This window comes from Sphingomonas sp. CFBP 13714 (assembly GCF_014842205.1).
Classification (GTDB): domain Bacteria; phylum Pseudomonadota; class Alphaproteobacteria; order Sphingomonadales; family Sphingomonadaceae; genus Sphingomonas; species Sphingomonas aerolata.
Map to the genome: position 1 here is coordinate 325,833 of NZ_JACYVG010000001.1, position 20,542 is coordinate 346,374.

Here is a 20,542-nt window from a genome sequence, read left to right on the forward strand (position 1 = left end):
GGCTTTCCCGGCGGAATTAGGCGTTGGTCAGGCTTGGGGAGGACGTAGGGCTGGGTCCGACGCTACCGGGGCCTTTGGCGCATTGCGCCACACCGATGCAGTCATACGAACGCTGCTGGCTGGTCCGGTTGAATCGGACGCGATCGGCACGCCGACATGATGGCCGTGGCAACCGCCATGATGGTGAGGATACGCCTTGTCGGTGTCTGCCGGCACTTGGTCGGCATCGCCGTCGCAATGATCGAAGGAGCTGACCGCTGTGGTATCAACGCACGTCACGCCTTCGGTCGCATGCGCGACTGATCCAAGCCCGAGCATAAGCACGAGCATGAAACTGAGGAACATGGCGGAAAGGCGGTGCATCGGCCCGCGCCTTAGCAGCTTACCGACTGCCATGTAACGACTGCTGGTAAGTAGCGGGGGCGGGTGAGGGCTCGCTAAGCATTTCGGCGCGCGCCTGCCGCATGATCTGAAAACCGCCCGATATTCCCAACACCGCCATCAAGGCGGCGACGGCAAGATCAGGCCACGCACTGTTGAGGCCGAACACGCCGCCTGCGGCCAGTACGACGGCGATGTTGCCGATCGCGTCATTGCGCGAGCAAATCCATACCGACCTCATGTTCGCATCACCGCTTCGGAAGCGGTACAGCATGACCGCGACCACAAGGTTCGCGATCAGCGCCGCGATGCCGACTACGCCCATAATTTCGGCATGGGGCGTTGCGTCGTGGAGCGCACCCCATCCCGCTGCGAACAGGACATAGACGCCTAGCAAAGCAAGCGTCGCCCCCTTCAACATCGCAGCGCGTGCGCGCCAGGCTATCGCCATCCCGGCAACGCCAAGACTGATTGCGTAGTTCGCAGTATCCCCGAAAAAGTCGAGCGCGTCGGCTTGTAGCGCCTTCGATCCACCCGTGATGCCGGCTGCAATTTCGATAACGAACATGCCGCCATTGATGGCGAGCGCGATCCATAGCGCGCGCCGCCACTTGGGGTCGTTGAGAGTACCCGACTTGTCGGACGTGCAGCTTGTGCAGGCCATGTTCGCCACCTCGAAGAATCGATCTGACAGCCTATATGCACCCTCTAGTCGCTAGAGGGTCAAGCGCCGTGTCTGAGAAACTGACGATCGGAAAACTGGCCGGTGCGACCGGTACGAAGGTCGAAACGATCCGCTACTATGAGCAGATTGGCTTGCTGCCGGCACCTGCGCGATCGGCGAGTAACTATCGGACCTATGAGGGCGCGCATCTGCGCCGCCTGTCCTTCATTCGGCGTGCGCGGGATCTTGGCTTCTCGATCGACCAGGTACGCGAGTTGATGGGGCTTGCCGATCGTCGCGATCAGTCCTGCATCGCTGTCGATGTCGTTGCCAACCAACACCGCGACGCGATCAGGCGCAAAATCGCAGACCTCACCGCGCTTGCTGGTGAACTCGACGCGCTGATAGATTCCTGTAGCCGCAACACCGTCGCCGACTGCCGGATCATCGAAGCACTTGCTCCTTCCGCGTAGCGCCTAGCGACTGACCAACTCTCAAAAACGATGCTATTTCGGGAATTGGCTTCGAATGCGTCCAGCGCCCGGTGCATCAGATTTACGCATCATCAGAGCGCACGAATTTACGGGGTATGCCGCTCGATGCGAAACCCGTGAACTTTGCATCATGGTGCCCGTCACTGGCGCTTAAAGGGGTCACTGCACGAAAGTGAAGTTTACGTACGCTAGGATCGAACGAACGGCGAACGCGGACGGTCCTAACGTCTGAAGGGAATGACGACAGCCTGATCGAGGAAGACGCGCATGCCTTCTTCTTTAACGGTCTGGCGGAAGGCGGCATGAGCCGCATCGTCGGTCGCGAAGAGGTCATCCCACACCGTGGACGTTCCATTCTCATTTTCCACTTCGAGCGACCAACCCGGCTCATTCTCGAGCCTTATGATATTTACACTCACGGTGATGCCCTGCTCTGTAACGACGCCGGATAGGCTCGAAGTGACGATGTTGGGGTCGCGTTCGTGCATCACTCTTTCCTCATGCTTTGCTACGGTTTGGCAGCGGCGCCTTCGAGCGCCTTGTAGAGCGCTGTTTTACCGACTTTGAGCCGCGTGGCCGCCTCCCGGACCGTCAGGCCTGCCGCGATATGATCGCGCGCCTTGCGCAATTTGTCAGGCGTGATGACCGGACGCCGACCGCCAAGGCTCCCCCGTTCCCGCGCAGCCTTCAAGCCGGCGTTGGTGCGCTCGCGGATCAGGTCGCGCTCGAACTGGGCGAGCGAGCCGAAGATGTTGAACACGAGCATCCCGCCCGACGTGGTGGTGTCGATCTGCTCGGTGAGCGATCGGAAACCAACGCCACGCGCGGCCAGTTCGCCGACCTTTTCGATCAGGTGGCTCATTGAGCGACCGAGGCGGTCCAGCTTCCATACAACTAGCGTGTCACCGCCACGTAGATAGGCCAGGGCCTCGGCAAGCCCCGGCCTATCAGTTTTAGCGCCGGACGCATGGTCGTCGAAGATGCGCTCGCATCCGGCCGCGTTGAGCGCGTCGTGCTGTAGCGCCAGCTTCTGGTCGCCGGTCGATACCCGCGCATAGCCGATCAGCGCCACGGTCGGTTCCGATCTGTCCGTTTTCCCATCGATTTGCATTCTTGTCCGAATCGCCATCGCGGGTCCAGAGTTGACGGACATATTCATGCTGGCCGCCAGAGGACCGTCTGACGGACAGTGCGGGAAAGGTCGTGACGCATGGCAAGACGGCAGTTGCTGACACGCGAAGCGCTCGGCTCACATTACGATCCTCCAACCGACGAACGGGAGATCGCCCGTCACTTTACCCTCAGCCGTGAGGATCTCGATCTTGTCAGCGAACGACGTGGAGCGCCAAGCCGCCTCGGGTTCGCGCTGCTGCTGCTTTACATGCGTTGGCCGGGCCGCGTGCTGGAAGCCGGTGAGAAACCGCCGAGTGCCATCCTCGCCTTTGTCGGCGATCAGGTCGACGCGCCGGCAAAGGCGTTCGACGATTACGCCCGTCGCGATGAAACCCGCCGCGGGCATCTCGCCGATCTCATGCAGCGGTTCGGCTATACCGCTTTCGACCGTAACCACTTTCGCGAGATCGTGGCGTTCGCGATGCCGGTCGCGCAGACCGTCGCGCAGCCTCTCTTGCTTGCCGGCACCGTGATCGACGAGTTGCGTCGGCGACGGGTACTACTGCCGCCCCCGGCTGTCATCGAGGCAATCGTCAGGCACGCGCGCCAGCAGGCCGAACAACTCACCCATGAAATCCTGACCAGCGGCATTGAGCCTGACAAGCTCACGATGCTCGATGCCTTGCTGACCCGGCGGTCGGATCAGGGAACGACATGGCTGGCCTGGCTGCGCAATGCGCCGCAATCACCGGCACCGCGCAACATCCTGCGGCTGCTGGAACGGCTCGATCATGTCCGCAACCTCGGCCTCGACCTTGCGCGCGCCGCCATGATCCCATCAGCGACATTCGACCGGCTTGCCGACGAGGCGGTACGGATCACGCCGCAGCACCTCGGCGAACTGACCCCGCTACGCCGCCATGCGACACTGGCGGCCGCAACAATCCGCCTTGAGGAAAGCCTCACCGACGCGACGCTCACCATGTTCGATAAGCTTCTCGGCAGCATGGTACGCCGGGCGGAAAACCGAACGCGCGACAAGGCAATCAGGACGGTGCGCGAGATGCAGGGGCATCTGCGCACCCTGACCAACAGTTGCCGCGTGCTCATCGACGCACACGCCAAGGGTATCGACTCCCTCGCGCGTCTCGGCCCGTTCGACTGGGAACGGTTCGGCTCCGCCGTCGATCAGGCGGAAGTCCTGGTCCGCCCCGAGACGATCGACCGCACGGCCGAACTTATTGAGCGGCATCGCACGGTGAAGTTGTTCGCCGGGCAGTTCCTGCGGGCGTTCGAGTTTCGCGGTGCCGGGCCGGTGCAGGGAATTCTCGACGCGCTCGCCATCATCGCTGATCTCTACCATACTGGAAAACGACGCCTGCCTGACAAGGTGCCGCTGCGCTTCGTGCCGGCGGGCTGGCGTCCATTCGTAATCCGTAACGGTGTCGTTGATCGCGCGGCCTATGAACTCTGCGCACTGTCTCAGCTTCGCGATCGGCTGCGGGCCGGCGATATCTGGGTGGCAGGCAGCCGACAGTTTCGGGATTTCGACAGCTATCTCATTCCGCCCGCTACCTTCGCAGCGTTGCGCGAGAAGGGGCCACTTCCGCTCGCGATCGCGACCGGGTTCGTATCTCATATCGAGGATCGCCGTGAACGCCTGAACCGCGCGATCGAACGGGTAACGGTGCTGGCCCGGCAGGGCGAACTGCCGCAGGTCCGGCTCGACGAAAACGGGCTGATGATCTCCCCTTTGAAGGCGATCACACCGCCCGCCGCAGAGGTCGCCCGCCGCACCGCCTATGACCGTCTCCCCCGCGTGAAAATCACGGATATCCTGCTCGATGTGGATACGTGGACCGGCTTCGGCGACTGTTTTACCCACCGGCGATCAGGCCGTCCGGCCGACGACCGTAATGCGTTGCTGACCGTGATCCTTGCCGATGGCATCAATCTCGGCCTGACCCGCATGGCGGACAGTTGCCGTGGTGCCAGTCTGCGCCAACTCGCGCATCTGCATGACTGGCACATCAGCGAAGCCGCCTATGGCGAGGCGCTCGGACGACTGATCGAGGCGCATCGCGCGATGCCGCTTGCCGGATTATGGGGCAGCGGCATCAGCTCGTCGAGCGACGGACAGCAATTCCATGCCGGCGGGCGGGGCGCTGCGATCAGCGATATCAACGCGCGCAACGGCAACGAACCCGGTGTGTCGTTCTACACTCATATCTCGGACCAGTATGACCCGTTCGGCTCGCGCGTGATCGCCGCGACCGCGGGCGAGGCTCCCTATGTCCTCGACGGTTTGCTGTATCACCAGACCGGGTTGTCGATCGAAGAGCATTATACCGATACGGGCGGCGCGTCCGACCATGTGTTCGGGCTGATGCCGTTCTTCGGCTACCGCTTCGCGCCACGCTTGCGTGATATCAAGGAGCGCCGCCTGCACCTCCTGCCCGGGCAGGAAGCGGGGCCGTTGCTTGCCGGCATGGTTGGCGATCCGATCGCGCACGACCACTTAGCCGCGCATTGGGACGAACTGCTGCGGCTCGCCACCTCGATCCGAACCGGAACCGTCACCGCGTCGGCTATGCTGCGCAAGCTGTCCGCCTATCCGCGCCAGAACGGTCTGGCATTAGCGCTGCGCGAGCTCGGACGGCTCGAACGCTCGATCTTCATGCTCGACTGGTTGCAGGACATTGATCTGCGCAGGCGCACCCAGGCGGGGCTGAACAAGGGGGAGGCGCGCAACGCGCTTGCCCGCGCATTGTTCTTCAACCAGCTCGGCGAGCTGCGCGACCGCCAGTTCGAAAATCAGTCTTACCGCGCCTCCGGCCTCAACTTGCTGGTCGCCGCGATCATCCTGTGGAACACACGCTATCTCGAACGGTCACTGGCCGACATGGGAGCGCCGGACGATATTGCCCGCCATATCGCACCGCTGGGCTGGGAGCATATCGCGCTCACCGGCGACTATAGCTGGGAGCGGGACGATAGGCCGGCACCGGATCAGCTCAGGCCGCTACGCATCTCGCCCTCGCTCTTGGCAGCTTAGCCCTTTGTATGACCTGATACGCCCAAGTCGGTGATAGCGAGTAAATTGACCGTTCTCGAAAGCGGACATTTCGAACCACGGTTCTGACACTTCGCGCCGCGCAAGAATACGTGGGCCTGCGGCAGCTTCACAACCGTCCGGTTATGACACCAGCGACTTTCCCGATTGAGATGGTATTTTGGGATTATGGAAGTGGCTCGGTTAGCCGGTTCCACCTGAAACATCGGGAGCCACCTTGGGGTCGGGGTCCTGCGCCTTGCCGGTTGCGGGTGCCGCCTTCTGATGCGGCATGGCGGTGAGATAGGCGACGATTGCGTCGACGTCCTTCTCGGCCACCGGCGCCTTATACACCTCGCGCATCTTGGTGACGGTCGCCTTCCACTGAGCCGCCGATAGCGCAGGCTGGGTCAGCGCCATACTGGCCGAGTGGCATGAGGTGCAGTTGGCGTTGATGACGTCGGCGTGCGGACCATCGGGATAGCTCGCGTCGTCGACCGGCAGGTCGACGCTGGTCGAGGTAAGCGAGAAGCCGCGGGCCGACACGCTGACGGGGGGCGCCGGCTCGGACGTCTCGGAGATCGGGGCAGACGCCTTGCGGCTGCTCGGCGCACCTATCGAGATGAGGATGATACCGGTCAGGCCGATCAGGCCAGCGGCCATGATGCCGGGAGACGGGGTCTTCATGCTACTCGCTCCTCAGGCCGCAATGATGGTGGTGGTTTCGATGTTGCCGCGCATGAACCCGCCGGGGTTCCAGATCGGCTTCATCGGCTGGGCGACACCGTTGGCGTTCCAGCAGCGCACCATGATGGGGTTGGGACCGCGCCTAAGCGGCACGCGACCATCCCAGCGCCGGAAGCTATACTTGCCCTCGTCCGCTCCGAGCGTCGTCCTGTACCAAGTGCGGCCACCATCGGATGAGACATCGACCTTGGCGACGCCGCAGTCGCCGCCCATCGCGATCCCGCCAACCGGGATGGACGCTTCATAGGCGATCGCCTGGCCATCCGGCAGGCTGGTCATCCAGCTGCGCGGGATCATGCGATTGATCGGCACGGTCGGGAAGTCCTTGGCACCGGGCGCGACATTCGCGCCGGGTGTAGCCGGTATCTTGTAGGCCTTGGCCATCCAATACTGGTCGTCAGGGCCGGGCAGTACCTCGATCGCGTTCAGCATCTTGACCCAGTAGGTCGAATACCAGCCCGGGACGATCAGCCGGCAGGGAAAGCCGTTGAGGAGCGGCAGCTGCTCGCCGTTCATGCCGAAGGCGATCATCACTTCGCCGTCGCGGGCATGGTCGATGTCGAGCGCCTTCTCGAAGTCAGGGGCGCCCGTCACAACCGGCTGATCGAGCGCGCCGAAGCGCACCTGTACCGCGCCTGCCTTGACCCCCGCGAGGTCCAGCACGTCGCGCAGGCGCACGCCGAGCCATTTGGCATTGCCCATCGCGCCGTTGCCCCATTGCGCGCCGGCGACACGCGGCTGGAACAACCCACGGCTGTTGCCCGAGCACTGATTGACCGCTGCCATCTCGACGCGCGGCAGGCGCAGCAGTTGGGCAAGGCTGATCGACAGCGGTCTGTTGACGTGGCCGAAGACCTTGAGGCGAAAGCTCTCGACGTCGATCGAGGTCGGGATGTCGGCCCAGTGCCAGCGGACGAAGAACTGGTCGTTGGGCGTGAACACCGACTTGTCGAACACGTCCATCGGCGTCTCCAACAGCGGAGGATGGATGCGTTGGAGGATCATGCTGCCCTTGCCAGGAAAGGCGCTGGTCATCGGCCGCTCGGCATTGCCGCCAGGCAGCTTCAGGTCGACGAGCTGCTGCGCCAGCGCAGGTGCTGCGGCAAGGCCGGCGGTGCCGAGCGCCGTACGCCTGAGAAAGCGGCGACGGCTGGTTTCACTCGCCAGCGCGGCGTCAAAATTGTCCATGACAAGGCTCTCCTGTGGCCAGCTACGCTGGCGGATCGAAGGGGCGTTCTGCAAGTGATCGGACCGACTGATCCGATCATCAGGGTGGATCAGTTCGGGGTAGCGATGCAGGGCGAGACGAACAGGTTGCCGCGCCATGCTCCGGCGAGCGTCTTGGCACCGACCAGCAGCCACATCGCCGCGAGCGCGATCGTCAGCACCGTGCCGACGATACCGAAGAAGCCGAGGTTCAGCGTCGTACCGAGGCGGAAGGTGGCGACGGTGTAGACGCCGAGCGGGAAGGTATAGCCCCACCAGCCAAGGTTGAATGGGACGCCGGCGCGCCAGTAGCGGATGGTGATGAGCGTCGCGAGCGCCAGCCACCACAGGCCGAAACCCCACAGGCAGAGCCCGGCGACGACGCCGATCCCTTGCGCGACGGTACCGACACCGACCAGCCCGTGCGCCGCGAGGATCGCCGGCGCATCCGCCCCAAGCACCAGCATACCCAGCGCCCCGGTGCCGATCGGCCCCAGCGCGAGCCAGGAGGATGCCGCCATGCTCTCGTGCGGGAGCTTGTGGAGCGCCATGCGCAGGATCAGAATAGCGAGGATGCCAAACGCGACCGGCACCGAATAGGCCCACAGCACATACGAGGTCGCGAGCGTCACGATCTGCGCGTGGGGATCGGTCAGATGCGGAGCGAGTAGCCCGCCGCTGGCACCCGCCACTTCCGCTGCGACGACCGGCAGCAGCCATACCGCGGTCATGCCGTCCAGGCTGTGCTCGTGGCGGGTAAACATCAGGTAGGGGATCAACACGCCGCAGGCGAGCGACATGGCGACGTCGATCCACCACAGGACGTGTGCGACCGGCACGATGCCGTTACCGAATCGCGCGATCCCGAAGGCGAGACATCCGTTGATGATCGTCGCCAGGCCCATCGGGATGGTCCCGATGAACATCGACACGGTGTTGTGGCCGAAGATGCGCCGTGCCTCATGCCCGAACATCGCCCAGCGCGCGCCATAGAGACCGGCGAACAGGATGAAGAGCGCGATGTTGAAGAACCACAACACCTCGCCAATCGGTTTGAGCGCGGGGCCGATGCCGGGCACCTGCGGCAGCGCGAGAGCGAGGATGCCGGTGCCCATGGTCGCGGCAAACCAGTTGGGTGTGAACTGGCGGATCATCTCGCGCGGGTGATCGAGCCTGCTTAGCGGCTTGAGGCCGGTCAGGGCCGAAGGTGCGTCGGCAGTCATGCGACCTGCTCCTTGATGAGGTCCGTCAGCGCGTCGGCCGCGCGGGTGCGATAGCGTTCCTTGTGGCGCAGCGCGTGGAAGGCGCGATCGGGTAACTCAAGCGCCAGCTCGACCAGATCGCCGGCCTTGAGCGCGCGTGCGACGACCAATCGCGACAACACAGCGACGCCGGCACCGGCCTCGACCGCGGTACGCACCGCCTCGTTGGACGGCAGCGTCATCGCTACCGTCAGCTGGGCCGGATCAAACCCGCGCGTTCGCAGCACGTCCTCGAAGGTCGAGCGCGTGCCCGAACCCTGCTCGCGGACGATCCAGCGTGCAGCGCGAAGCCAGTCCTCGTCGACACGCTCGGCGTCCCTGCGTCCGACCAGCACCATCGGATCGCGTCCGACTTCCCAATGCGCCAGCGCTGGTTCGTCCACTTCGCCTTCAACGAAACCGAGTTCCGCCGCTCCGCTAAGGACCTGCGCTGCCGCGCCTTCGGTGTTGTCGATCGCCAGCTCGACCGCGATCTGCGGGTGGCGCTCGTGGAAGGCGGCAAGCCTTGCGGGCAACCAGTAGCTTGCGATCGTCTGGCTGGCGACGATCCGCAACGAACCACGGGCAAGCCCGGCATAGTCCGCCAGCATCGTCTCGGCATGCGCTGCCCGCCCCAGCACCGCGCGCGCTTCCTCCAGAAAGCCGCGGCCCGCTTCGGTCAGCTGGATGCCACGCCCGACGCGGTGAAACAGAGGAACCCCGTAGCGCGCTTCGAGGGCCGCGACCGCGCCGGAGGCAGCGGACTGCGTGACGTTCAGCACCTCTGCTGCCTTGGTGACGTGTTCGCGCTCGGCGACACCGACGAAGATTCTGAGCTGCTCCAGGGTCATGCAGCTTGTATCGCGGAAACTGATCGATACGACCAACCGTTTGATCTGTTTGTTCCAATCTGGATATCGGAACGATTGGTAATCCTTCGTCTGCGATAGTCTTGAAGGCTTGAAGCGATCCGCGCGCTTGCGGCGTTGGTTCGTCCATGACTGATATGATCGAGCGCAAATCCGATCCCTACAACGCCGAGCCGACGCCCGGCGCGCTGATCGAGCGGTTCCTGACGCCGCAGGCGCTGTTCTACGTGCGCAGCCATGGTGCAGTGCCCGATCTGCCTGCCGATCACCGGATCGAAGTGAGCGGGACGGGCATGGCGAGCCGCTCCTTCTCGGTGGAGGAACTGAAAAGCGCGTTGGCCACGCGGACGGTGACGGCAGTTCTCCAGTGCGCCGGCAACCGGCGCACGGATCTCCAGCAGGTCGCTAAAACGTCCGGCGACCCCTGGGACGTGGGCGCGATCGGCAATGCGGAATGGACCGGCGTACGACTGTCCGACGTACTGGATGCCGTCGGTGCGCCGAATGCGTCCGACCTGTTCGTGGCGTTCACCGGCGCGGACGAGGTGGACGTCGAAGGCGAGGAAGCATTGTTCGGGGTCTCGATCGCCATGGACAAGGCGCGGCAACCCGACGTCCTTATTGCCTGGGCGATGAACGGCGAGCCGCTGACGCCCGAACACGGCGCACCGCTCCGCATGGTGGTGCCGGGCTATGCCGGGGTGCGGAGCGCCAAATGGCTGACACGGATCGAGGTGCGCGAGACGCCATCCGACGCACCGATCCAGGCGCACGACTACAAGCTCTTTCCTGCCGATGTGACGAGCGACACCGTCGACTGGAGCCAGGGTCTGACCATCAATGCCATGCCGCTCAACGCCGCGATCTGCGTGCCCGGCTCTGGCGAAAGCCTGCCGGCCGGGGAGGTGCGGATCGAGGGCTATGCCATCGCCTATGATCGCCGCGTCTCTCGGGTCGAAGTGTCGGTAAACGGTGGTCGCGACTGGCAACAGGCGACGTTCACCGATGATCCGGAGGCGCACTGGGGTTGGCGGCGCTGGACCCTCGACGCCACGCTCGCCAAGGGGCGCCAGCACCTTGTCGTGCGCGCCTTCGACGAGACTGGACAGGGTCAGCCCGAGCGGCCGGATACGGTGTGGAACTTCGCCGGCTATCTGTGCACCGCCTGGCATCATGTGCACGTGCTGGTCGAATGATCGAAGCATCAGCGGCATCGGACCTCGGCTTCTGGATCGATGCGATCGGGCGGCTGGTGGTGGCGACCGCGGCTGGGATGGTGCTCGGCTGGGAACGCTCGCGCGAGAACCGGCAGATCATGGGATTGCGAACGCTGGGTCTGGTCGGTCTGGCGAGCTGCATCGCCGTGCAGGCGATCGTGCACAGTGGCTTGCCGAACGTAAACGCCGATGCCGCAGGACGGGCGATGCAGGGCATTCTGTCCGGCGTCGGCTTCATCGGTGCCGGCGCGGTGCTGCGGGTCGGCCAGGGTCAGGAAGTGCATGGATTGGCGACCGCCGCGTGCATCTGGGTCACGGCCACGATCGGCGCGGCAGCAGGGTTGGCGGTGTGGCCGCTCATCATCGGCGGGTTGAGCCTTGCGATGCTCGTACTGTTCGCGGGCGCTCCGCTCGAACGTCGCATTCGCGAGCGGGCCAGGCTGACTCCGGCAGAGGCCGACCGGAAGGATGCCGAGCGCAAGCCGTGATCCCGCTGGTCCGCCCAGTGCCTGTCGGCGCTAAGAAGCGGCCAGGCGCTATCAGGAGACAAGCCCCGCATCGGCCTGGCGCCGGACCTCATCGGCGATCGGATGCAGCTCGGCAGCGGGTCGCTCGCCCACTACACTATAGCCGATCCCGTCGACAGCCCATGTGACCCGGCCCATGGTCCCGCTGGACGTGCTGGTCATGCTTGCGCTCTTGTCGATTTGCATAGGCCTCGTCAGCACCGCGAGCTTTGACGCTTGCGGTCCATCGTAGAGGAGAAGAACCGCAGGGCCGTGGGGCGTCGCGACCAATCGCCCCCCGCCATAGCGGTAACCGGCTGTGCTGAGGTCCGGGATGGTCACGCGCTCACCCAATCGGGCGGAGGTCCACCGGATCAGCATGGCGCGCTGGTCGGGGCCGATTTCCGCCGGTCGTATCCGGTCGGCGGCATAGACACGGAAATTGTCACTCGCCTCGTTGGCCAGCGCCGCGATGCCCGCGCGGGGTTCGCCGCTCCAACGCGCACTCGACCAGCCCCCGCCAAACCCGACCGCCAGCAGAAGCGACGCGGCGATGGCGAGTTGCCAACGCGGTTGGCGTTGCCGTCCCCTGATGGCTGCGACGCGCATCGTCGCCGGGATAGGTTCATCCGCGATTGGAGCGAAAAGCGATGCAAGGGCTCGCGCCTGCTCCGCCTGCTCCCGCAAACGGGCATGCACGTCCGGCTGGCCTTCAAGGTAAGCGTCGACCAGACGCTGCCGCTCGGGCGACAGCCTGCCATCGATCCACGCGGCCAGATCGTCCTCTCCGATCGGGCTGGTCATCGAATACTCCTTAATCGTGGCCGTTCACCCTCCCGGAGGAGCGTCGCCAGACGGTCGCGCCCCCGCGATATGCGCGACATCACCGTTCCCAGCGGCACACCGACGACGGCAGCGACTTCCCCATATGACAGACCTTCGACGGAAATGAGGAGCAGCACCGTCCGCTGCTCCTCGGGCAACGCATCAAGTGCGCGCAACAGGTCTCGGTGGTGCAGGCCTGCGTCCTGATCGGCCGGGCGACCGAGCGCAACGTCGTCCACGAGGTGGAGCGGAACCGCCGTACCTCGCCGGACATGCTGCCGCTTATGATCGACCAACAGATTATGCAGGATTGCATAGACCCAGGGGCGAACCTCCGTCCCGCGTCGTTGCCGCCAGCGCCCGACCGCGCGCTCAAGGCAATCCTGCACCAGGTCATCCGCCATCGCCTGATCGCGCAACCACGACCGGGCATAACGGCGCAGACCGGGGACCAGGGGCTCGATCGCGGCGGCAAGCGGGTCCATCTCAGTCGCGCTGCACCTGCACGATGCGGCCCGGTGCGCCATTCACTACCTCGGCGACCGCCAGAAAGCGCCGGGGGGCCGCTGCACTGCCCTGAACGATCTGCCGGATCGGACCCGATGCGTTGACAATCGCCGCACCTGCCGGATTGCTCATGAAGTTCGCAAGCGGCTCTACCGCACCGCTGCCGTCCGCGTTGGCGGTGAGCACGAGCATGTAAGGCTTCTTGGGCTGCAAACCGGTAACGGCACTCTGCACGACCTGAATGATGCCCTGGTCGAAGAGGGTAATGCTGCTTGCCGCACCATTGCCGCCAACCGGCCCCATGTTCAGATGCACCGCCTTGCCTGCCGTACCGAGCGGTTGGAGATTGTCGGTGCCGGGGCCTGTCGGAACAGCGTTCGGCACATAGGCGATCGCCTGCGGTGCCTGTCCGACCGGCACGGTGGCAACGACCTTGTTGCCGGCGGTGTCGATCGCGGCAAGTTCATCGGCATTCTCCAGCCCGACATAGATGCGCCGGCCGTCGCCCGATGGCCAGACGCCGTGCGGCATCTTGCCGACCGGGATGGTGGCGACAAGCGCGAAGTCGGACGTGCGGAACACCTTCACCGCGTTTTCCCCGCCCACCGTGACATAGGCGAACTGTCCCTTGACCGTGCGGGCGAAGTTGACGTGATTGGTGATCGGTCCGGTATCCAGCACCTTGAGGATCGCGAAAGGCGGCTTGGCATCGAATGCGACCGTCTTGCCGATGTCCTTCAGCGTGAACCAAACCTGCTTGCCGTCCGGCGTCGCGGCGATGTTGGGACAGAACGGACTCGGCTGCGCCACCTGTCCGACCTGCGCGTGGGTCGAGACATCGAACACGGCCAGCACCGGATTGAATGAGGAACAGACATAGCCGTATCGGCCATCGGGAGAGAAGATCGTCATGCCCGGACCACCGGGCGTCTTGATGCGACCGGTCTCCTTGTACGTCGTGGGGTCGAGCACGGCGATGTAATCCTCGCCGCGTACCGTGACCCACACCTCCTTGCCGTCCGGCGTGAAGAACGCCTCATGCGGACTGCGCCCGACATAGGTCGTGTGCTTGACGGTGTTGGTGGCGGTGTCGATCCACGACACGGCGTTGGATCCGATCGACACGACCGCCAGTGTTTTCCCGTCCGGCGAGAAGCCGAGGCCGTGAACCAGCACCTGCCCCTTGTAGAGCGGGGAAAAATTCATCGGCTGCGGATCGCCGAGCTTGATGACGCCGAGCAACCTGTTGTCGGCCGGGTCCGTTACCGACACCGTGTTGGAGAATTGTTCGGATGCATAGACGCGGTCGCGGTGGCTGACAGGCACGTCCTTGGCGTTCCACGGCGCCTGCTGAGCCATGGCAATGCCCGGTGCGGCGCTCATCAGCAAGGCGGCCGAGAGCAGGAAGGTCCGGATCATGTCAGTGCTCCATATGGCTGTGGTGGTCGCCGCCCTGCGTCGGGGCTGGCGTCGAAGGGGGTAGCGGCTGACCGATCGCCAACTTCATGGCGGCGATCTCCTGCTGCTGATCGATGATGATCTCCTGCGCGATGCGCTTGAGCTGCTCGTTATGGCCGTAGCGCAGCTCTGCCACCGCCATATCAATGGCGCCCTGGTGATGCGGAAGCATCATCGCGACGAAATCGCGGTCGACGTCGCCGGACGGCTTGACCATCATGCCCGCCATCATCCGGTCCATCGCGGCAGATACCATGCTGGCGTAGCCATCGGCGGGGGCGGCCGCGACTGCGCCGGTGAGCATGGCCGAAGCAGTCAGACCCAGCATCCAATTTCGTCTACGCATAAGCCTCCTGCGGATCAGTCTCGAAAGGGTAGACGACGCCCGTCGGGGTTTATTCCATGGGTGAGCCAATTATTGATCCTCAGCAAAACAATCGTCTCATCGTGACCCTGCCGTTGGTTGACCAGGTCGCCGTCGGACAGCATATGCTCGGGCACGGCGATGGATTTCCGCCGGGCCATTCGGCCGAACCGCCCTCGCAAGGGCCGATGATTCCTACCAGGCGCCGTAAGGCAGCAAGGAGGAATCGTGCGCGCGACATTTCGCAATCTCTACGACCAGTTCAACATGGCAGCGTTCATTCGCGATCGCCGCACCCATGCCATGTCGGTGCTGCGGTGGGCTTTGATCCTGGTCCCGATGGCCGCAACGGTGGGAACGCTCTGCGCAGCCTTCCTGTGGAGCCTCGATGCCGTAACCCGGATTCGCTTTGCCTTTCCCTGGCTGCTCTACCTGCTGCCGATCGGCGGGTTCGTGGTCGGACTGCTCTACCATCTGACAGGGCGCTCGGTCGAAGGTGGCAACAATCTTATCGTCGAGCAGATCCACGAACCGGGGGGCGGCGTGCCGCTGCGCATGGCCCCGCTCATTTTCTTCGGCACGGTCGTGACACATCTGTTTGGTGGATCGGCGGGGCGCGAAGGCACCGCCGTGCAATTGGGCGGCAGTCTTTCCGGCGGGTTCGGGCGCGCCCTCAAGCTGGATACGCAAGCAACGCGCATCCTGCTGATGACCGGGATCGCAGCAGGGTTCGGCGCAGTGTTCGGGACGCCGATCGCGGGAGCGGTCTTCGCGCTGGAGGTGCTGGCGATTGGCCGGGTCGAGTATCGCGCGCTGGTGCCGTGCCTGGTCGCGGCACTGGTCGGCGACTGGACCTGTCTTGCCTGGGGCATTCACCACGGCATCTACCATGTCGATGCGACAGTGCCGGTCGACGCTCTAATCGTCATCAAGGTTGGCGTCGCGGGCGTCGTATTCGGGTTAGTCGGACTAGCTTTTGCAGAGGCCAATCATGCGCTGGGCGGATGGCTGAAGCGCATGGTGCCTTATGGCCCACTACGACCCGTCATCGGTGGCGTGGCCGTGATCGCACTGGTCTGGCTGTTCGGCACGCGGGACTATCTCGGTCTGGGCACGCTAGCGGCGACGCCGGATGGCCTGACCATCGCCAGCTTCTTCGGCTCCAATACGGACCCGTGGAGCTGGGCGCTGAAGCTGCTCTTCACCGTCGTCACCCTTAGTACCGGCTTCAAGGGCGGGGAGGTGACACCGCTGTTCTTCATCGGCGCGGCGCTCGGCAATGCACTCGCGCCTATGTTCGGGGTGTCGACAGGGTTATTCGCGGCGATCGGCTTCGTTGCGCTGTTCGCGGGTGCGGCCAACACGCCGCTTGCCTGCACGTTCATGGGGATCGAATTGTTCGGGGCGGCCTATGCTGTGCCGATCGCGGTCGCATGCTTCGTCGCCTACCTTTGCTCGGGTCATAACGGCATTTATCTGTCGCAGCGCGTCGCAGTCCCCAAGGTGCCTGCTGCGCGCCTCACACCCGATGCGACCCTGCGTGATGCCCGCACGCACCGTGCTTCCCGCCGTCGCTCGCGCGTCTGATCCTGCTTCCTATCGGAAGGCCCATTATGCCTGATCGTTTCACCGTCCAGCACCGCGAGGTTGGAATGCTGCGCATCTATTTGAAGCCGTCTGACAAGGTCGGCCCACGTCGCTTCTGGGGTGCGAAACCTTTTTATCGCGAGCTGATCCGCACCGCGAAGGCGGACGGCATCATCAACGCCGTCGCGCAGAACATGCATTACGGCTTCAGCAATCGCGGCCCAATCCGGGAAAATGGATCGGAGATTGCCGATCCGCATCTGACTATCTGCGTCGAGCTGGTCGGCGAACGTGACCAGCTCAACATTTTCTGTCGCCGGCATGGCGATCTGCTCGGCAACAAGGTGATAGTTTACAAACAATTGGAGCATTGGACGATCACGCGCGAAACTGAGCGAACCAGAGCCTGATCGGCGTTCCCATAATGGAACGTTGACCGGGAAACCTGACCCGTCGATCCGACTGACAGCCACAGACGGGTGCGCTTTCTCAAAATGTGTTCCCAATTCAAAATTCTCGAAATTGCGAATTTTCACGGCAAACTGGGAAAGCTGCCGATCGCTCTTGGGCGGATATGGGGTGACGTCTATACCCAAACCTGAAGCCGGGTGCTGATGTACACAACACCCTCAGCAGCATCGTCCGCGTATGTTCAATAAACGGACGTTTTCTGGACAGAGGCAGCCGTTGGCCGTGCTTCTTATAAAAGCGTGTTTACAGTCGCTTAGTGCAACAGGTGTTCAACAAACGGCAGTTTTGTGAACGGATGTGAGCTCTTGAGGAGAGATGCCCGCCAACAAGCCATCGGCGCACGCCGCCAGACGGACCGACCGCTCTGCGCCTTTGTGTCTTCTTAACTGGACCGGGCGAACATGCGCATTGCCGCTCTACCAGAGCTTCTACCGCAAGCGTCTGCTTTCGTCGGGAGCTGCCGTTCCCGGCGGGCACATCCGATGACCGCTTTGTCCCAACTCAAGCCGTTCGACCGGTATAAACTAACGGCCGAAGTTGGGAAGCCGGAAAGAGCCCGCCAGTGTCGACTATTGGGTCATTCCGTTGATCTTGCTGCATGTACGCTGCTGTTCGACACGGAACGCTCAGCGGGCGAAAACTAGCCGCTTTCGGCGAACGGCTTGTTAATTACTTTTGGAAAAGCGGGCATCTGATTTCAACTTAGTTACAGCTGCCTCGAGGCCGTCCGCAGGCTTCCGCACTGCCTGCAGCATGCTCATAATGTTCGAAGCGCGGGAAGCGAACCGTCCCGCTTTTATGCCGAGCCCTCCGTGCGATGTAAGGATCTCAAGCTTCTCATCAGGATCAGCATGTAGATAAATCTCGGTGGAATGGATCGAAGCGTGACCAAGCCACAGAGCCACCTTTCTTATGTCGCGAGTGACTTTGAGCATGTGCATGGCGCAGCTGTGCCTCAAAACATGCGGCGTGATATTCTTCGGCACAAGGGTCGGGACTGTTTTGGCTGCAATCTGAGTATATTTCGCGAGACGCGCTGCGAAGCCATCGCGCGTTAGCGGCAAGCCAAGCCGGCTCAGAAAAACATGATCGTACGGCACATTCGGCCTCTCCGAATACCAGGCGCGAAGAAGGCGGACGGTCTCGGGGCCCAGCGGCAGAATTCTAGCCCTTCGTCCCTTTCCCATCACGTGCAAGGTTGGCTTTGGACCGAGGTCGAGGTCACCGAGCGAAAGCGCCAAAACCTCAGACACACGTAAACCGCATATGTACGTGATGCTCAGCATTGCCCGGTCCCGGATCCCGTCTTTGTGCCTCATATCGGGCACCCCAAGTATGGCTTTAACCTCATCGGTCGAGAGCCAATCGATCACGGGAACATCCGCTCTCTTTGCCCCCAGCGCGCGTATGCGAGCGGCTTGCTCCATCGCTGCCGGAATTTTCATTTGCACATATCTGAAGAATGATCGGATCGCCGCCAGCCGCAGATTGCGCGTTCGCCGTGAATTTTTCCGAGTCTTCTCCAGATCATCGAGAAATTGGAGGACGATCTCCGCTGTGATGTCTTCCAGGTGGAGGCGGTCGATATTCATCCGCGTCGCCTCGGCGATAAAACGGATCAGCAAAATGAACGTGTGTGCGTAGCTCGCACGCGTCAGTTGGCTGAGCCCGCGATCTCGAACGAGATGTTCGTTGAGATAGCTAGACAGGACGGGAGCCAAATCATGTTGGTGATCGTCACGCATCGAGCACCTCCTCGATCGCCAAGGCCATCGATTCTTTTGTCTCGGTCGAAATCTCCAAATACCAATAGGTGCTAGCTGCGCTGACGTGGCCCAGATAGGTCGACAGGGCGACCATATGGTTGGAAATCAGTTTCCGGTCCGACCCGCACGATGCCAACGATCGAACGGCAAACGTATGCCTGAGGTCGTGTATTCTCGGCAACCTGCTACCGTTTCGACTAGTCATATTTAACTTTGTTGTGCATTTTCGAAACATGGCGCAAATCGAGTGGTCAGACGGAGTCCTGTTATTGTGGATTACGAATAACCTTTCTTTGTTCAAAGAATCTGGGCGGTTGGTGAGGTAAACTCTTAGAGCCCTAGCGGTACTTTTGTGGATATGGACGATCCTGTCCTTTCCGAACTTCCCGCGCCTAATCATGATCTCGTTATTTTTGAAGTCCTGGAGCAAGATATTTCGGGCTTCGTTTATCCGTAAGCCCGTCGCGGCGATAAGGCCGACAATATGCTTATAGGTGGCAGCATCGTAGGTATGCGCCAGCGGCAAGCGTCCCAATTCGACAAGGATCTGCTGTATCTCGCCATCGGTGTAGATAAAGGGAATAGGGCGTCTCGGCCGACGAACCGGCCGCACGTATTCTTCTGCCAAGACGTCATGACGGGGATCCTCTGCGCTGAGAAATAGGCCAACGCGACGAATGGAAGCCAAGAGCTCATATCGCCTGCGGGGCTGACATTTCTGCTCTACCCAAGCGATTGCGTCTGCACTGCACAGATGATGAGCGCCGCGACCTGCCGAGAAATGCGCAAAGTTTCGCAGGTCGCGATCAAGATCAAGATCTCGGTACCCAAGCTGTTCCCTTAGCTGCAGATAGCGCTCAATGGCCTCGATCACGACCGGCCTCCCAACCAAGGTTCTGCGAGACGTTTAAGCATTGGCTCGTTGACCTTCGCGTAGATGGTCGTCGTATCCACCGATCGATGCCGCAAGATTGTGGCTACATCTTCGAGGCTTTTTCCGTCCCGGAGAAGTTCGGTAGCAAGCGTATGGCGAAAAACGTGCGCTCCACCTTCGAGACCGCATCGAGCGAGCGCTTTGCGGGCGATACCTGATATCTCTGAGCCATTCGCAAGCGGCATGTGCGGGTGAGGCACACGCAAAAACAGGGCCTCTGAGCGTGAGCTCGGGCGCCCCTTCTCGAGATAATCTAAAACAGCGTCGCCTGCTCCTTGAGTGAGTGGGACAATCGAACCCCGTCCGCCCTTACCCTCGATGCAGAGCTTAGCCTCGGTCCAGTCCAGATCACTGAGTTTTAGCTTCCAAACCTCAGAAGCTCGAAGCCCAAGTTCGGCCAACAGCGTGAGGATCGCTCGTTCCCGGATTCCGTACGATGTGCTCAGGTCGCAACTGTCGATGACCTTGTTCACGATACCGGTGTCAAGCCTGCGCGGAACCGTCGAAAGGCGATAAGTTGGTCGAGAGATCAGCGCATTTGCTAAGGAAGCGTTGCAATGCCCTTCAAAAGCTCGGAACCGCATGTAGCTGCGCACGGAGCGGATGAAACGGCTCTGCATTGCGGGAGTGCGCTTCGCGAATTCGAGGACGGCTAATTCCCTGATTGCCGTAGCGGAATAGGCCGAAGCGTCTTCTCCAAGCCTTGGCAACCAGCTCATTACGTCGAGCACGTAGTAATAAATTGTCCGAGGCCTCAGCCCCCTTTGGTCGGTCAGCCAAGTGCGATACCGCACCACGGTCGAAGATGGGTGCGATCTCCGCCGTTTCTGCAGGAATATTCCGTTTTTAAAAACGGGGTTCTCACCATTCCGAAACCGTAAAAAGCGGTCAACTGCAACCCGGCGTCGCGACTTGGCCTGAGCACCCGGCCTTCCAGACCGAATGTGCATACCGCAGCGGCAGGAGTGGCCGACAAAGTCGTCGAGGATATGATCGCTAAGGCATGACTCTGGGATACCTCTGAGCCGTAGCCAAACTATCAGATGAAGTGCGGTTCTGGCTTGTCGCTTTGCCTGATCCGGATGCACCCCCTCCTGAGTGAGCGCTTCGAGGAAATCCGCGCAAATGTCCGGGTCATTT

At 62.4% G+C, this 20,542-nt stretch carries 21 protein-coding genes and 1 riboswitch; of the genes, 6 read left to right on the forward strand and 15 right to left on the reverse strand.

The window, feature by feature from the left end; genetic code table 11:
* Positions 1-27: 27 nt before the first annotated feature.
* Complete coding sequence (locus IFT54_RS01575; protein ID WP_137898440.1) at positions 28-363, reverse strand: hypothetical protein; 336 nt, start codon at positions 361-363, stop codon at positions 28-30.
* A gap of 19 nt (positions 364-382) precedes the next feature.
* Positions 383-1,045, reverse strand: a complete 663-nt coding sequence (locus IFT54_RS01580) for a cation transporter (protein ID WP_137898441.1) — start codon at positions 1,043-1,045, stop codon at positions 383-385.
* Positions 1,046-1,113: 68 nt separating this feature from the next.
* Between IFT54_RS01580 and IFT54_RS01585 the strand changes: the two genes are divergently transcribed.
* Complete coding sequence (locus tag IFT54_RS01585) at positions 1,114-1,518, forward strand: MerR family transcriptional regulator (protein ID WP_249340609.1); 405 nt, start codon at positions 1,114-1,116, stop codon at positions 1,516-1,518.
* Positions 1,519-1,760: 242 nt separating this feature from the next.
* Here IFT54_RS01585 and IFT54_RS01590 read toward each other — a convergent pair whose 3' ends face one another.
* Both IFT54_RS01590 and IFT54_RS01595 read right to left on the reverse strand, forming a co-directional pair.
* Complete coding sequence (locus tag IFT54_RS01590) at positions 1,761-2,027, reverse strand: hypothetical protein (protein WP_037529330.1); 267 nt, start codon at positions 2,025-2,027, stop codon at positions 1,761-1,763.
* Between the two features lie 20 nt (positions 2,028-2,047).
* Positions 2,048-2,611 (reverse strand): recombinase family protein, encoded by a 564-nt coding sequence (locus tag IFT54_RS01595; protein WP_137898443.1) that lies wholly within the window; start codon positions 2,609-2,611, stop codon positions 2,048-2,050.
* A gap of 138 nt (positions 2,612-2,749) precedes the next feature.
* Between IFT54_RS01595 and IFT54_RS01600 the strand changes: the two genes are divergently transcribed.
* A complete protein-coding gene (locus IFT54_RS01600; protein ID WP_056496545.1) occupies positions 2,750-5,707 on the forward strand; it encodes a Tn3 family transposase in 2,958 nt (985 codons plus the stop codon).
* A 201-nt stretch (positions 5,708-5,908) separates the two neighbouring features.
* Here the strand turns inward: IFT54_RS01600 and IFT54_RS01605 are convergent, their stop codons facing one another.
* The 4 genes from IFT54_RS01605 to IFT54_RS01620 form a co-directional block, all read right to left on the reverse strand.
* Positions 5,909-6,391, reverse strand: coding sequence for a c-type cytochrome (locus IFT54_RS01605; protein WP_037529331.1), 483 nt, complete (start codon positions 6,389-6,391; stop codon positions 5,909-5,911).
* Positions 6,392-6,403: 12 nt separating this feature from the next.
* Positions 6,404-7,639: a molybdopterin-dependent oxidoreductase gene (locus tag IFT54_RS01610; RefSeq protein WP_055982114.1), complete on the reverse strand. Its 1,236-nt coding sequence runs from the start codon at positions 7,637-7,639 to the stop codon at positions 6,404-6,406.
* Positions 7,640-7,728: 89 nt separating this feature from the next.
* Positions 7,729-8,880 carry a TDT family transporter gene (locus tag IFT54_RS01615; protein ID WP_055982116.1) on the reverse strand — a complete coding sequence of 384 codons (1,152 nt, stop codon included), beginning with the start codon at positions 8,878-8,880 and terminating at the stop codon, positions 7,729-7,731.
* Positions 8,877-9,749 carry a LysR family transcriptional regulator gene (locus IFT54_RS01620; RefSeq protein WP_055982119.1) on the reverse strand — a complete coding sequence of 291 codons (873 nt, stop codon included), beginning with the start codon at positions 9,747-9,749 and terminating at the stop codon, positions 8,877-8,879. Before IFT54_RS01620 ends, IFT54_RS01615 begins: the two co-directional genes overlap by 4 nt.
* Before the next feature lie 146 nt (positions 9,750-9,895).
* Here IFT54_RS01620 and IFT54_RS01625 point away from each other — a divergent pair, with 146 nt between their 5' ends.
* Both IFT54_RS01625 and IFT54_RS01630 read left to right on the forward strand, forming a co-directional pair.
* Positions 9,896-10,963: a sulfite oxidase gene (locus tag IFT54_RS01625; RefSeq protein WP_037529332.1), complete on the forward strand. Its 1,068-nt coding sequence runs from the start codon at positions 9,896-9,898 to the stop codon at positions 10,961-10,963.
* Positions 10,960-11,472, forward strand: coding sequence for an MgtC/SapB family protein (locus tag IFT54_RS01630; RefSeq protein ID WP_052149081.1), 513 nt, complete (start codon positions 10,960-10,962; stop codon positions 11,470-11,472). The genes IFT54_RS01625 and IFT54_RS01630 overlap by 4 nt, the downstream gene beginning before the upstream one ends.
* A gap of 51 nt (positions 11,473-11,523) precedes the next feature.
* Here IFT54_RS01630 and IFT54_RS01635 read toward each other — a convergent pair whose 3' ends face one another.
* Genes IFT54_RS01635 through IFT54_RS01650 form a run of 4 tightly spaced genes read right to left on the reverse strand, consistent with a single transcriptional unit; the run spans position 11,524 to position 14,608 of the window.
* The gene (locus IFT54_RS01635; RefSeq protein ID WP_037529333.1) at positions 11,524-12,294 is read right to left on the reverse strand and encodes an anti-sigma factor family protein; all 771 of its coding nucleotides are present in this window, start codon (positions 12,292-12,294) and stop codon (positions 11,524-11,526) included.
* Positions 12,291-12,800, reverse strand: a complete 510-nt coding sequence (locus IFT54_RS01640) for an RNA polymerase sigma factor (protein ID WP_055982122.1) — start codon at positions 12,798-12,800, stop codon at positions 12,291-12,293. Before IFT54_RS01640 ends, IFT54_RS01635 begins: the two co-directional genes overlap by 4 nt.
* Position 12,801: 1 nt before the next feature.
* Positions 12,802-14,241, reverse strand: coding sequence for a YncE family protein (locus IFT54_RS01645; protein ID WP_055982125.1), 1,440 nt, complete (start codon positions 14,239-14,241; stop codon positions 12,802-12,804).
* A 1-nt stretch (position 14,242) separates the two neighbouring features.
* The gene (locus IFT54_RS01650; RefSeq protein ID WP_229668351.1) at positions 14,243-14,608 is read right to left on the reverse strand and encodes a DUF305 domain-containing protein; all 366 of its coding nucleotides are present in this window, start codon (positions 14,606-14,608) and stop codon (positions 14,243-14,245) included.
* A gap of 164 nt (positions 14,609-14,772) precedes the next feature.
* Positions 14,773-14,849: riboswitch (Fluoride riboswitch) on the forward strand.
* A 23-nt stretch (positions 14,850-14,872) separates the two neighbouring features.
* Here IFT54_RS01650 and IFT54_RS01655 point away from each other — a divergent pair.
* Positions 14,873-16,231, forward strand: coding sequence for a voltage-gated chloride channel family protein (locus IFT54_RS01655; RefSeq protein WP_055982128.1), 1,359 nt, complete (start codon positions 14,873-14,875; stop codon positions 16,229-16,231).
* A 26-nt stretch (positions 16,232-16,257) separates the two neighbouring features.
* Positions 16,258-16,641, forward strand: a complete 384-nt coding sequence (locus IFT54_RS01660; protein WP_055982130.1) for a DUF190 domain-containing protein — start codon at positions 16,258-16,260, stop codon at positions 16,639-16,641.
* Between the two features lie 726 nt (positions 16,642-17,367).
* Here IFT54_RS01660 and IFT54_RS01665 read toward each other — a convergent pair.
* From IFT54_RS01665 to IFT54_RS01675, 3 genes are read right to left on the reverse strand one after another with little or no spacing between them, the layout of a single operon-like run.
* Positions 17,368-18,447, reverse strand: a complete 1,080-nt coding sequence (locus IFT54_RS01665) for a tyrosine-type recombinase/integrase (protein WP_137899637.1) — start codon at positions 18,445-18,447, stop codon at positions 17,368-17,370.
* Entirely contained in the window at positions 18,440-19,342 is a 903-nt protein-coding gene (locus IFT54_RS20855; protein ID WP_171009539.1) for a tyrosine-type recombinase/integrase, read from the reverse strand. The genes IFT54_RS01665 and IFT54_RS20855 overlap by 8 nt, the downstream gene beginning before the upstream one ends.
* Positions 19,339-20,121, reverse strand: a complete 783-nt coding sequence (locus IFT54_RS01675; protein WP_181321204.1) for a tyrosine-type recombinase/integrase — start codon at positions 20,119-20,121, stop codon at positions 19,339-19,341. The genes IFT54_RS20855 and IFT54_RS01675 overlap by 4 nt, the downstream gene beginning before the upstream one ends.
* Positions 20,122-20,542 lie beyond the last annotated feature (421 nt).